The organism is Bradyrhizobium sp. UFLA05-108, from assembly GCF_059803455.1.
Window position 1 is genome coordinate 64339 of sequence record NZ_JBANAZ010000033.1, and the last position, 13194, is coordinate 77532.

Genomic DNA, 13194 nt, shown 5'->3' on the forward strand with positions numbered 1-13194 from the left:
CCTAAGCCGCCAGATCGCCGAAGCAGACGTATTTCAGTTCCATGTATTCCGCTAAGCCATGCCTCGACCCTTCGCGACCGAGCCCAGACTGCTTCCATCCGCCGAACGGAATAGGAGGTCCAGTGAATGAAGCCGTATTCATGCCTATCATCCCGCACTCGATTTTCTCAGAAAGTCGAAGGGCTCGACGTAAGCTGTCGGTATAGACGTAGCCAGCCAACCCCATTTCATTAGCGTTAGCTCGAGCGATGACTTCTTCCTCCGAGTCGAAGGACAGCACAGCAGCGACCGGCCCAAATGTTTCCTCACGTGCTATGAGCATGTCGTCGGTGACTTCACTCAGCAGTGTTGGGACTACGAAGTTTAGGCCTAGTTTTTCATCCTGTTTCGTGGAAATCACCCGCGCCCCCCGTGCCGCCGCATCGTCAATTTGGGCCCTGCATTTGTTGGCTACCGATAGCTTCGTCATCGGCCCTATGTTTGTTGCAGGTTCCAAGCCATGACCAACCTTCAGTTGAGCAATTGCGGCAGCAAAGGACTCGACGAATGCGTTATAGATGCCCTTTTGTACGTAGATTCGGTTCGCCGCCAAGCAATCTTGACCCGATGTTGCGAACTTTGCGGCCATCGCTCCATTGACAGCCTTATCGAGATCAACATCGTCAAAGATGAGAAAGGGGGCATGCCCGCCCAGTTCGAGCGAGACCTTCTTTACAGTCTTGCCCGCCTCTTCAAGAAGTAGACGCCCAACCTCCGTAGAACCGGTGAACGAAAGTACGCGTACTCTTGTATCGCGCAACAGAGGTGCCGAAAGCTCGATGGGATCTCCGACGAGCACCTGAAACACCCCGCGCGGGACGCCCGCCTCTTCAGCCAATCTGGCCACAGCAAGAGCGGAAAGCGGGGTCTCGGGGGCAGGTTTCACAATGATGGGACAGCCGGCCGCAAGAGCCGCTCCAGCCTTTCGTGTAATCATAGCGACAGGAAAATTCCATGGGGTGATCGCGGCAGCCACGCCGATTGGCTGCATTCGCACCTGAAGAAGACTCCCCAGTTTGTGGCTAGGGATCGTCTCCCCGTATGCGCGCTCGCCCTCCGCAGCGAACCACTCGAGAAAACCTGCACCGTAATCAATTTCTTGACGCGCCTCAACGAGCGGTTTTCCCTGCTCGCTCGTTACCAATATTGCAAGCTCTTCCGAGTGATCGCGCATCAATGATGCCCAAGCTCGAAGGATAGCCCCGCGTCTCGCAGGTAATAATTCTCGCCAAGCAGGAAATGATCGATCAGCTGCTGAGATCGCCAGATTCATGTCCGCGGCACTGCAACGCCCCACATCCGCGATCTGCTCTCCCGTGGCGGGGTCGACCACAACGTCTTTTTGCTCGCTCGCAACCCAGCAACCGTCGATCAGCGCGCCTCCCGCAACAAAGTCGCGACGCCTAAAATTTTGTAGGTGCCCAAGAGCAGGACTGACTGAGTATCCAGTTTTCTGTCGAATAGTTTGTAAGGCCATTGAGAGCCACCCACGCCGTCGCCTGTTGAAATTGCCTCTGCATTCAGCATACTGCTGTCGTAAACGTGTTTGCGCCGCATTTTCCTGTCGTTCGGACGATTTCCTGCACTGCACAGGCACCTCGCGGCGAAATTCATCTGAAGGGGGGACCTGGATGCAATACGACCGGATAGACGCTCGGATTCTTGAGATCGTGCAAAAGAACAACCGACTGACCTCTGAGGTGCTCGGGGAAATGGTTGGGCTTTCTGCGACAGCGTGCCAACGGCGACTGAAGCGACTCCGTTCGGTGGGCATCATAGAGTCCGATGTGTCCATCGTTTCAGCGAAGGCAGTGGGAAGGCCAATTCAAATGCTAGTGCTCGTGACCCTGGAGCGAGAGCGTTCGGACATAATCGATAAGTTTAAGAAGGCCATCAAATCGTCAGTTGAGGTCATCAATGGATTTTACGTAACCGGTGACGCCGACTTCGTTCTCTATATTTCCTCTCGCACCATGGAGGACTATGAGCAATTCACTCGGCGGTTCTTCTATGAGAACTCGGACATCAAGGGCTTCAAGACGATGGTGGTGATGGATCGCGTAAAAGCAGGCTTTGCCGTTCCAGTCGAATTCCCGTCTGAGGATTGACACACACACGTCGGTCTAGACGTCGCATTCTGGCATCGTTTGTGCGCTTTTTCTTCGTGCATTCCCTTAGAATGCGAAAAAACTGCACAATCGCTCCTCTACTCTGCGACGAGAGGTAGTTGCAATTAAGTTTCTAAGATTGAAAAGGCGCGAAGTCCGTAATTCGCGTCAGAGTTGTTTTCGCGAAACAGTTGCAAACCGAGACGGTCTTCGGCCGCGCCACCGATGCAGCCACGCGGCTTAAAATCTACAGCGACGATCATTCATTGGTATGCAAGGGCGGGGCGAGCGTGCTTCAACAACCAAAGAAGACGAGCTTGAGCACAGCATTTGCCCCTTTTGAGACCGGCAAACTTGCCCGAAGTGGTCTGGAATCTACCGTCGGAGGCGGAGCAGGGAGGCGAAATGATTGATCCGCATCAGCCACAGAGGTTCAGAGTCGACGGCATCTCCGGTCCGCTTCGCTATGCCACCTTCCGTTATATCTGGTTAGCGAGCTTGTTGTCTAATCTCGGGCTCCTGATTCAGCTCGTTGGGGCGGTATGGGCGATGACGGAGATGACCTCGTCAGCCGACAAGGTAGCACTGGTAATGACGGCATTGATGCTGCCGGTGATGCTTATCGGAATGCCGGCCGGTGCCGTCGCCGACATGTATGATCGCCGCATCGTCGCGCTGGTTGCGCTCTCGATCGCACTTTGCGGCGCTACTACGCTCACAGCAGTCGACTGGCTGGGCCTCAACACGCCGAACTTGTTGCTTGTGCTTTGTTTCGTAATCGGCAGCGGCATGGCATTGATGGCCCCCGCCTGGCAATCCTCAGCTAACGAGCAAGTGCCGCCAGAGGCGCTGCCTGCGGCGGTCGCGCTAAATGGAATCAGCTACAACATTGCGCGCAGTTTTGGGCCCGCAATCGGCGGTATCGTGGTTGCGACCTCCGGTGCAGTCGCAGCCTTTGCGCTCAACGCGCTACTATTCTTGCCGCTAATGGCGGCGCTGCTCCTTTGGAAGCGTCTCGCGGAGCCGCCGCGACTGCCGCGTGAACAGCTGAGCCGCGCCATTCTCTCAGGGGTGCGCTACTTTAGTAATTCGCGCTCAATCAAGATCGTAATGGTTCGAGCTATGGTAACCGGTCTGATCGGCGGCTCTATCACGGCCCTAATGCCGCTAATCGCACGGGATCTCTTGCACGGTAACGCGCAAATCTATGGTATCATGCTCGGGGCCTTTGGTCTCGGGGCCACTATTGGAGCACTCTGCGTCGGCAAGGTACGCAGTCGGATGAGCGGCGAAGCCGCCGTGCGCAGCTGTACGCTCTCTATGGGAGGCGCTATAGCGGCCGTGGCGCTGAGCCATGAGCCGGTTCTGACGGCGACCGCACTGGTCGTGGCCGGTGCGGTTTGGACAATGACAACCACCTTGTTCAATATCGGCGTGCAGCTCTCCGCGCCGCGCTGGGTGTCGGGCCGATTGATTGCGGCTTATCAGGGTGCGTTCTCCGGCGGCTTCGCCATGGGGGGCTGGGGCTGGGGTCACCTCACGGATGCTGCTGGCGTCGAGATCGCACTGCTTGTTTCGGCCGCGCTGATGGCGAGTTCTCCGCTGCTTGGGCTCTGGTTGCCTATGCCGCGGATCAAGGTGATAAGGGAGAACACGGAGGTGCTCGCCAATCCGGAAGTGCGGCTGCCGCTCACATACCGCAGCGGGCCAGTCGTGGTGCAGGTCGAATATCGCGTCGCACCGGAGAATGCGCGAGCCTTCCACAAGGTGATGCAGGACATACAGCTGTCTCGCCAACGCAATGGGGCCTACGGCTGGTCGGTCGCCCGCGACATCGCCGACCCGGAGCTGTGGACCGAGCGTTATCACTGCCCGACATGGCTCGAATATTTGCGCCAGCGAACCCGCTGGACGCAGTCGGAGCGCGCCTTGGATAGGCAAGCGCTGACGTTCCACGTCGGTCCTGGCCTGGTACGCGTCCGCCGTATGCTGGAACGCCCGTTCTGATCAGCTGCTCTCAAGGAAGAGAAGACATATCCGACAGCGTCGAGCGCTGGGCAACGATTGAGACGGCCGTGCGTCAGGCGTAAGGAAAAGCGCAACGCGGTATGTTCGCCGCCACGAGACCAATCTGGGACGCTTGGACTGAACTTCGATCTCGGGTTGAGATAAGCTCGTTGCGTCATCGGCCGCCGGCCGCGGACTGTCATGACCTCGATGATACGGTCGGCGGAGAGAACTGGCGTGGCCGACCGAAAAGCCGGCCTGTTTGAATGATTGAGCTGTGAATTCGGCCCTCTCAGACGCGAGGCGGCGTATCACATCTCGTCAAAGGAATGCCGCCCAGCAGATTCGTTCGATCCGTAAAGCGAAATTGCAAGGCTTCGAAGACCCAAAATCCGAAACCTTGCAATGTCCAATTAGGGTAGTCTGTTGGAATTCCACCCAAAGCGCTGGGTCTCTCCACGGGACCCTAAGTCGGCACTGCAGCAGCAAGCGCAGCTTTGGGGTATGGCGTGTACGGCGCAGCCCGCCACAGCTCGACCTGGATATTGCCATGGATTGGTCCGACCTTCTTGTCTGTGTCTTTCCAGACTGTCTTCCACTCCGGGTCATCGAGGAATTGCGTCCAGACGCGCTCTCTTTCCTCCATGCTGTCCCATTCGCAAATGTAGATGAGCTCGCTGTTGAACCCGCCGAATGTAGGGATCCAGAATCCAACCAGCTTGATGCCCGCGCGGCCCCACGCTGGCAACATAGTGACCTCGTGACGCTCGTGCATTGCTTCCATCTTGCCGGGAGTCGCCTCGTAGCGACGATATTCGTAGAGCTTCCCCTGCTTCAGACGATATTCCGGGCCCTTGTTACTTGTCCGGTCCATCTTCCGTAGGGCGGTGAGCGCGGCGCGGGGCTCTGAAGCGTACGGCGCGGCGCGCCAGAGTTCGGTATGGACTCTGGCATGTATTGCGCCGTTCTTCTCGTCACTCTCCTTCCAGATTGTCCGCCACTCCGTGTCTTGGAGATACGCTTTCCAGACGCGGTCCCTCTCCTCCATGCTGTCCCATTCGACAATGTAGACGAGCTCGTTATTGAGCCCACCGAATGTAGGGCTCCAGAATCCGACCAGCCTGATTCCGTGGCGACGGAACGCCGGCAAGGTAGCCGTCTCGTGGCGTTCGTGCATTGCGTCGAGGTTGCCAGGGGTCGACCAGTAACGACGATATTCGTAGAGCTTCCCCTGTTTGATACGATAGATGTAGGCTTTATCACTCACTCCTCGTTCTCCTTTGAGAATTCATTTCTGCTCGTGCTCGATCATGTGCTCACGCCTCGGGCGCTCGCTTCCTGCGGAAGTTCGCGTGGCGTTCGTGTGATCGCCACGTTAAGCATTCTATAGCTCGTCGACGCGAAAAGCTCGCGCGGATCGACGTGGGAACAGCGAAATCCTGCAGAGATGAGCGCGTTCCATAGGAATTTCGGCTTAGCTCAGGCCGCCAAGGCGAGCAGCACGAGGGGGGCGTCATGGAGCGCACCGCCGCGCGGGAGATCGATCTTCTTGTCGCTAAAGCATCAACGGACGGCCAGATTGCGGTTGAACTGGTTCGCGCTAAGGGAGACCACCAATGTGGTCGTACCCTGACAAATGCTATTCGTCAGTGGATACGGCTAAAGCCGGCGCCGCACTTCGGTTGATTTCCAGCGCCGGTACGGCCTCATTTGCGGTTTTCCGTCGCGACTCCGCACTACTGTTTGCTCTGTCACCCCGCGGGACATCCACGACCGGCGAGCCCGGCGCAGCTGAAATCTTGGTATCCCCCACACCTTGGAGAGATAGCGTGGCAATTAGTTACCTAACCGACATGAGGGACATCGGGGGCAGGCCTCCTACGGCTCAACATTACGACGAACAGATCAAGATGGTGAAGCTTGCGGACGAACTTGGCTACAAGACTGTCTTCGTCCCTCAAAACCACGTTGCTGAAGACGGATTCTGTCCTGCACCACTTACCGTCCTCAGCGCATTCGCGCGGGAAACGAAGCGCATTCGCCTAGCAACTGGCATTCTTCAGCTTCCGCTGACGCAATGGAGAAGGGTCGTCGAGGAGGCTTGTGTCATTGACACCCTCTCGCACGGTCGCCTGACTTTGGGCGTCGGCCTCGGACAGTATGAGTCCGAGTACAAAGCATTCGGACGTTCGATTGGCGATCGTGCAAAACTCATGGAAGAGGCGATGACCTTCGTTAAGCCTGGTCTCTCCGGTGCTCCTCTTGCCGATGGACTTCCGGTGAGCGTGCCGCCTGTGCAGCGACCAATCCCGCTGGTGGTGGGTAGCTACGCCGCACGCCCCACGGAGCGGGCTGTCCGCCTTGCCGACGGCCAATTCATGACATGCCACATTGACCAAGAAACCGACCTTGCTCAAAGGTGGAATGAGATCGTCTTGCCCGCTTTGCAGAAACATGGGAAGAGCCAAGATAACTTCCAGCTGCTTCTCGCGTCGACGGTCTGGGCGTCTGATAGCTACAGGGATGATTGGCGTGAATTCGTGGGGCCAGCCTACCAGTACCGAAACGAAAAATATCAGCAATGGTACGCCAACCAAGAGCTCCCGGACCTGCACGCCAAAGATAAGGAGGCCAAGGCGCTGGGATTTGATCAAATGCGCGACCGCATGCTGATTGATACGCCTTCGAAGATCGCGGCTCGCCTGAAGAGAATCCGGGAAGTTTACCCGTTCACTGAGTTCATTGTCTGGAAACTCAATGGCGTTCCCCACCAGCATTTCGCAAAATTCCTTCAGACCTTCAGGGAACAGGTGGCACCGATCGTGTTTCCGGAAAAGAAGTGGTGAAGCCGACGAGCATGCCGATCTGGCGCTAATCGAAGCCAGGGACAAACCCTTTATTGCGAGACGGGACGAGCGAAGAGCCGACTGAATTCGGAGTTCTTCGTCTCGCGTTTGAGGATAATAGATCGGAGCGTCGGCCCGGATGCTGGGAATCTTGCTTGCGCTTCTTGCCTACATAAGGAGCATGTCCCGCCAGCCTCTCCCCGAAGCGGAGCAGGATCTGCCTAAAGTCGCCCAAGCCCCCGCCCCGCCCCTGGCTTTGTGGGCGGTAGTGTATTCCGGTATCGATGCGGATCAACCACGATAACAAATGGAAATTTCACTGCGCTCGCCATGAACCGCAAGGTAATATCGTGGGAAGGTGCGCGACGTCGAGATGCTGGCGGAGCGATTCCGAGTGTGGGCACCGGACATGCCGGGTGTTGGCGGGAGGGACGAACTGCCGGGCCCCTTCACGACTCTCAGCGTCAAGAACGGTTGACACTGCGCTCGATGCAGGCTTGCGGCAGCCGCTGGGCAACGCCGCATTCAGCGACGCATGGCCAGCGAACTGCTGAAGAGGCTCAGAATCGAACGTTGAAAGTGCTGCCCGGTGTATGCGACCTTCTGCCACCTTGATGCCACACGAAGCGTTGCGGGTCGATGCATAGGCGACGGTGGTGCGCGCTTGGTCGTCGCACTCCACTCGCGACCCGAGCAGCGAGATCTTGAGCGGAAGGCCTGAACGGCGTCCTCGCCGCGTACCGAGGCCAGTTGATGCTCGTATGGGCTAACTCGGCGACGCATATCGATGGCGAACGCCTTTGCGACGCACAGCGTCATCCCAGCTTGAGCGATTTGCAAGTCGCATTGGGTTCATCTTAGTGTCATAGCAGCCACGGATGAAGCGGAACCTGCTTTGGCAGATTCGATGCAGAGCAGGCAGAAATGGTAGAAAACGCGTATCCTTGCAGGGTTTCACCGACCTTAGGCTGAGTTTTGCGGTCTTTGCGCGTCGACCCACCTATAAAACCCGAGTTCGCTAGGCTGCTTAAGGTAGCCTACCTTCCGAACTTCAGCAGAAGGCGAGCGCCTCAAGAGTGAGCGCCGAAACGAGAGGAGACAGCATGGATATCAAACGCAGAGAATTCCTCCAAGGAGCAGCTGCGCTGGGTATTGCGGCTGCATCCTCGTCCATGGTGCCTAAGGCTCACGCAAAGGAACAGCTCACGGCATATGAATTTGCATCGCCCTGGGTCGACGCCTCGAAGAAGGTGGCGGCAAAGTGGGATCAGGCGGATATCACCTGGGAGCGGGCCGGGGCCGGAGGCGCGGCCCTCCTTGGTAAGATCAAGGCCACGTGGCCCCATTCGCCCTATGACCTCGTCGACAACTGGTCCCCGGTCTTTAAGTCCATGATCAAGGAGGGATGGGCAGAAACAGTGACGTTGGCCGACGTGCCGAATTTGGCAAATGTGCCCGAGCAATTCCTGACCAAGGATAACAGCGGCAACATCAAAACCATCCCGCGCTCAGTGGACGGAAGTTTCTTCGCCGTGCGCACCGATCGTTGTCCTGTTGAGATAAAAACCATTGAGGATCTGCTGAATCCCAAGCTGAAGGGGCAAATCTGCTGGCCCACCGCGACTGCCTACACATGTGCACCCCTCGTGATGCTCGCGCTGGCGCGCGGCGGGAACGAGTTCAATATCGATGCGGGCTGGAAGTTCCTCGAGGATTTGGCCAAGTCCGGCAATATCGGTCGTGTCTATGGGGGACATGTCGAGGGTACGAACTCGGTCTCGACGGGCGAGACCAGCATCATCTATGCGGCGAACAGCGTCAATTCCGCCCTCGCCAAGAGAGCGCCCATGAAGGCGATGACAAAGTTGGACTCGTCGCTGAAGGCTATCCTTTATACCGAGGGGTGGGTGATCATGGCGAACTCGAGCAAGAAGAAGGCAGCAATGGACTTCGCCAATTTCACCGTGAGCAAAGAGAACTCGGAGCTGTACCACCAAGACGTCAGCAACCTTCCAGCCAACCGGAACGTGCAGTCGAACGCGAACACGGCCGCCATCCAGTTTGCGCCGCAAGAGTTCGACAAGTTCGCCTATTTGCCGGATTACGGCTATATGACTACGCAATTGGACAGCTGGGTGAAGAAGTTCGAGCAAAACATCACACCGAAAATCTAAGTGCAATGAGTTTGGGTTGAACCGATTTGAGATTCTGAAATCAGCTTGTTTTTGATCCTCCATGATGGGAAGGAGGCCAGCAGTAAGCCTTGCTCTTCGGACGCGTGTCGTGCGGGCGATTGCGGGCGGCATATACCCGTAATCAGGCAGCCAAGCAGTCTGGGGCACGATCAGCACGGTTGGCGCTCGATGATACGGACAACGTTGCTCTTGCCCAAATGGGGGGCAGTCGAAGGTGATTTCGAAAGTCCGGCTGTCATAACGGATTGGGGCTGACGATTTCATCTGCGCTGGCTCGCTGCCGAGCGTGGCTGAAGGTCGACGATAGCTCGGTGTTGGCGCTCTCCCATGTCGAGACATTTCAGTGATGACGACGCCGCGGATCAGAGAGGCAAGGCTTATGCCGATCACGGTGAGGATCGGGGGGTCTGCATTCTTCAATGCATGATGAAAAAGGATGGAATACCGTGCATTTCTCTATCTGGTGACGATCATCGAGTGGAGAGCCATGCGGTGCTGGTGTGGCGGCTGTCGAACACGATGGACGTCTCCTTCTGCATCTTTGCCGTGGAAGAGGCGTTGGGTGCGCCGGAGATCTTCAACACCGAACGGGGCTTCATCTCCGCTGCCTTCACTGGCGCGCTCGCCGCGGCCGGCATCGCCATCTCCATAGACGGGAGCGGGCGCTGCTGGACAAGGTCTTCATCGAGCGAATGTGGCACTCGCTTAAGCACGAGGACATCTATCTCAAGGGTCACGCCAACGGCGGAGAGGCTCGTGGCGGCATCGCCGCGTGGATCGCGTTCTACAGCCATCGCCGCCTTCACCAGGCACTTGGCTATCGAACCCATCGCTATCTGGCGGCAAGGCATGGCAGCCTGATAGTTGAGAACTGAAAAGGACGGTGTACTGAGGCTGGTGGGGAAGAGCTGAATGATCGGCCTGCCGAAGGCGACCAGCAGGATAGCGAAGGCCGGCACGGCAAACGCCATCGGCATTCGCCCGAGTTTCTGAAGGGTTTTCATCGCGCTCCCTGTCCGTCACGCCAGGAGCAAGCGCACCCCGGACTGCAGCCAGTCGAGCCGCACCTAGTCGCCAAGTTAGAAAATCTGCTGCCCTGAGGCGACATGCTCGCGCACAACGAGGATGCTGCTGCCGACACACACATGGGATTTACGCATGGGCCGGCATAGATTATGTCGTCCATAGTCGCGGTCGCGGATTGGCGCTCGTCCGCACCGGCATACTTCGGCGCCCTCGGGAGGAGCGACGCAGATGCGCTCCGGCCGGATCATGGCCACGATGCCGAACGGCTGCGCTGCATCACGAAGTCGGCGTGCCGCGCCGCTTACTGCTTCACGAAGGTTCACGAGGAGATGTCTTATGATTCGAGAACAATACACTCGGTCCAGAGTTGTTTTAGTCGCTCAATGTTCGACAGTCCGTCCGAGGGTCCGGCGGCGCGCAGTTGGTACACGGTCCCGATCCTGATCGAGGCGCGGCCCACTGCAGCGCCGGAGTGTCGTCGCTGCTGCTTTGATGCTCGCTTCGATTCATTCCCTAAGCCAGCACCGGCGGGCGGAGCTTGTGCCAGTCAGTCTCCTGCTGATAGGCGTCAGCCACTTTGAGCACGCTGGCCTCGGCGAAGGGACGGCCGGTAAAGGAAATGCCGATCGGCAGCCCGTTTGGATCGAAGCCGCAATTCACGCTGACCGACGGCAGGCCCAAGTAGTTGAAGATCCTGGTGTTAGCGGAAAGCCTCAAGGACTTGGCATTGGCATCGGCTGGCTCCTTGTCGATCTCGGTTTCGGCCAGGGTCGGGAGGCGAATAGGGATGGTGGGCGTCGCCAGCACGTCGACGCGGCCGAACACCTCTTTTACAAACTCGGTCAGGATCGGTCCGCGCCGCGACAAGGCTTCGACATAGTAAGCCGCAGGGATCGCGTAGCTCGCATAGAGCCAGCTCGATACTCGCCGGGTGTAGTCATGTGGGCGCTTGCGCATCCACTCGGCATGGATGGCTGCCGCTTCGACCCCAGTCACGATGTCGGCATAGGCATGGATCGCGTCGATGAATGGCAGCGCGATGCACCCGACCGTGGCACCGCGTTTGGCTAGCACCCTGACTGCCTCTTCAAGTGCGAGCACCACCGGCTGATCGGCCTTGTCCAGGAAATACGTCGTGGCCACGCCGATCTTGAGGTCGCAGAGCTTGCCATCGAGTGCCGCCTCGTAGTTGGGCACCTTCTCGGGCGAGCTGGTCGGATCCAAGGAATCATATCCGGCGATCACCGAAAGAATGCGCGCGCAATCGCGGGCGGTGCGGGCTAGGGGCCCGACGTTGTCGGAGGAAAAGGAGAGCGGCATGACGCCGGCGCGGCTGACACGGGTCTGGGTCGGCTTGATGCCGGTGACGCCACAGGCCGCCGCCGGCAGCCGGATTGAGCCGCCAGTGTCGGATCCGAGCGCCGCATAGGTCATGCGCGCAGCCACCGCCGCACCAGAGCCCGAGGACGAGCCGCCTGCGACGTAGGGCAAGCTCCAAGGGTTGTGACAGTCGCCGAATTCGCTGTTGTGCCCCGTCCCGTTCCCCGCGAACTCCGCCATATTGAGCCCGCCGAAGCTGTAGGCGCCTGCTGCATCCATGCGGGCGAGCACGGTCGCGGTCACCTCTGGCACAAAGTCCTTGCGGATGCGCGAGCCACAGGTGCAGGGCTTGCCCTTTCGGTAGTACATGTCCTTGTGCGCCATCGGAACGCCATGCAGTCGGCCGAGCTTGGCGCCTTTCTTCACCGCCTGGTCGGCCTTGCGCGCGGATTTTCGGGCGCCTTCGTAGTCTAGCCAAATGGTGGCGTTGAGCTCGCTGTCCGCGCGTTCGATATTGGCAAAGCAGGCATTGAGGAGCTCGAGCGAGGAGAGCTCGCGTTTGCGGACAGCGTCTGCGGCCTCGGTCAAGGTGAGATCGGCGGCATCGCTCATCGAGCCGTTCCCTTCGCCCGGATGAGCGCCGCCTCGAAGCTCGCCGGCTCATCCTCGAAGCGCAAGGTGCCGCGCAGACTCTCGACCTTGTGTATCATGTCGGCGACCCCAGCGGCCGCGCGCTTGGCCTGCTCGTTCGGTGCTGAGATCGCGAGCCACGCCCCTATCCACCATTCGACACGCTCGAAAAACTCGTTCATCCCGCCCCTTCCTCCGATGCTTGCGCCATGCATTGTGGCCGAATAGGCCAACCGGAACCCAAGCCCAAGCTGAAGGCAGCTGTGTTTCACCAGGAGGCTAGTCCCAGTGCAGCAAACTACCATTCTCTTAACGCCGGATTTCCCCAATATGAGAACTCATGTGACCGAAATTGTGCACCAAATCACGAGAATCGAGCGTAGACCTTGGTTGACGCGAGCAGGCAGTCGATCTGAGTTTTAGAACGATCAAGATAGGTCGGCCCGGTCACTACTCCGGGCTGGCCGCCGGCATCCCGCTGTCGTTGGCCCTGATGTTCGTAAACGAGTAAGCGCGGCGGGGTCGGACAGGAGCGCCGCGCAGCAGCCTCTCGGACCAGTGTGGTGATTGAATCGCGAGGTGCGGTCATGAACGAAGATGCGGCGGCCCAGCTATTCGGGGTATAGAAACTGCTCTCCCCACGCGCGAGAGTATAGCGACCCACTCGGGTTCTGCGCTACGCTCGAGGGCGGCTCTCCCCGCGCGGCGGAGACGAGGGGAATTTCTACACTGGATGAAACCCTGCCTTTTGCCGTTGCTCACGGCGGTGATCTGGCTGCTGCTCGGCCTCGCCATTCTGACCGGCATGCCGTCGGCGGTTGGCTCAGGTTCGCCAGAGTGCGCTTCTTCACCTCCTTACCTTCGCGATAACTCTCGCGCAGCAGAACCGGGGCGACGAATCGCGATTGGCACCGTCTCGATGAACATCGCAGAATTACGGCTCGGCTTCGAATGCAAGCCATCAGTCAGCAGGGCTTGTGGGTGATTGCGACCCCGCCAGGCACGCCTAGCGAAGGTGTTTGG

General features: G+C 58.5%; 12 protein-coding genes and 2 pseudogenes. 6 read left to right on the plus strand and 8 right to left on the minus strand.

All coding sequences use genetic code 11. The features are described 5' to 3' along the window. Nucleotide 1 precedes the first annotated feature (1 nt). A complete protein-coding gene (locus tag SO140_RS23770) occupies nucleotides 2-1414 on the minus strand; it encodes an NAD-dependent succinate-semialdehyde dehydrogenase (protein ID WP_498543241.1) in 1413 nt (470 codons plus the stop codon). Further along, a complete protein-coding gene (locus SO140_RS23775) occupies nucleotides 1411-1596 on the minus strand; it encodes a hypothetical protein (protein WP_498543243.1) in 186 nt (61 codons plus the stop codon). The genes SO140_RS23770 and SO140_RS23775 overlap by 4 nt, the downstream gene beginning before the upstream one ends. Before the next feature lie 74 nt (nucleotides 1597-1670). Between SO140_RS23775 and SO140_RS23780 the strand changes: the two genes are divergently transcribed. Next, entirely contained in the window at nucleotides 1671-2147 is a 477-nt protein-coding gene (locus SO140_RS23780; RefSeq protein WP_498543215.1) for an Lrp/AsnC family transcriptional regulator, read from the plus strand. A 405-nt stretch (nucleotides 2148-2552) separates the two neighbouring features. Continuing rightward, nucleotides 2553-4151, plus strand: a pseudogene (locus SO140_RS23785) (MFS transporter); the annotation flags it as partial. 469 nt (nucleotides 4152-4620) lie between these two features. Here SO140_RS23785 and SO140_RS23790 read toward each other — a convergent pair. After that, nucleotides 4621-5421, minus strand: coding sequence for an NIPSNAP family protein (locus SO140_RS23790; RefSeq protein WP_498543216.1), 801 nt, complete (start codon nucleotides 5419-5421; stop codon nucleotides 4621-4623). 248 nt (nucleotides 5422-5669) lie between these two features. On the opposite strand from SO140_RS23790, the gene SO140_RS23795 reads away from it, so the two are divergent. The 3 genes from SO140_RS23795 to SO140_RS23805 all read left to right on the plus strand — a co-directional run bounded on the left by SO140_RS23795 (nucleotide 5670) and on the right by SO140_RS23805 (nucleotide 9174). Then, complete coding sequence (locus SO140_RS23795) at nucleotides 5670-5840, plus strand: hypothetical protein (RefSeq protein ID WP_498543217.1); 171 nt, start codon at nucleotides 5670-5672, stop codon at nucleotides 5838-5840. A 143-nt stretch (nucleotides 5841-5983) separates the two neighbouring features. Next, a complete protein-coding gene (locus SO140_RS23800) occupies nucleotides 5984-7000 on the plus strand; it encodes an LLM class flavin-dependent oxidoreductase (RefSeq protein ID WP_498543218.1) in 1017 nt (338 codons plus the stop codon). Between the two features lie 1103 nt (nucleotides 7001-8103). Continuing rightward, a complete protein-coding gene (locus SO140_RS23805; protein ID WP_498543219.1) occupies nucleotides 8104-9174 on the plus strand; it encodes an extracellular solute-binding protein in 1071 nt (356 codons plus the stop codon). Nucleotides 9175-9534: 360 nt separating this feature from the next. Here SO140_RS23805 and SO140_RS23810 read toward each other — a convergent pair. Continuing rightward, nucleotides 9535-9639: pseudogene (locus tag SO140_RS23810) on the minus strand (ABC transporter permease); the annotation flags it as partial. A 26-nt stretch (nucleotides 9640-9665) separates the two neighbouring features. Then, nucleotides 9666-9833 (minus strand): hypothetical protein, encoded by a 168-nt coding sequence (locus SO140_RS23815; protein ID WP_498543220.1) that lies wholly within the window; start codon nucleotides 9831-9833, stop codon nucleotides 9666-9668. Nucleotides 9834-9887: 54 nt separating this feature from the next. On the opposite strand from SO140_RS23815, the gene SO140_RS23820 reads away from it, so the two are divergent. Further along, nucleotides 9888-10070, plus strand: coding sequence for an integrase core domain-containing protein (locus SO140_RS23820; protein WP_498543221.1), 183 nt, complete (start codon nucleotides 9888-9890; stop codon nucleotides 10068-10070). Nucleotides 10071-10734: 664 nt separating this feature from the next. On the opposite strand, the gene SO140_RS23825 is transcribed toward SO140_RS23820, so the two are convergent. The 3 genes from SO140_RS23825 to SO140_RS23835 all read right to left on the minus strand — a co-directional run bounded on the left by SO140_RS23825 (nucleotide 10735) and on the right by SO140_RS23835 (nucleotide 13133). After that, the gene (locus tag SO140_RS23825; protein ID WP_498543222.1) at nucleotides 10735-12153 is read right to left on the minus strand and encodes an amidase; all 1419 of its coding nucleotides are present in this window, start codon (nucleotides 12151-12153) and stop codon (nucleotides 10735-10737) included. Continuing rightward, nucleotides 12150-12353 carry a hypothetical protein gene (locus SO140_RS23830; RefSeq protein WP_498543223.1) on the minus strand — a complete coding sequence of 68 codons (204 nt, stop codon included), beginning with the start codon at nucleotides 12351-12353 and terminating at the stop codon, nucleotides 12150-12152. Before SO140_RS23830 ends, SO140_RS23825 begins: the two co-directional genes overlap by 4 nt. A gap of 576 nt (nucleotides 12354-12929) precedes the next feature. After that, the gene (locus tag SO140_RS23835; protein WP_498543224.1) at nucleotides 12930-13133 is read right to left on the minus strand and encodes an IS1634 family transposase N-terminal domain-related protein; all 204 of its coding nucleotides are present in this window, start codon (nucleotides 13131-13133) and stop codon (nucleotides 12930-12932) included. Nucleotides 13134-13194 lie beyond the last annotated feature (61 nt).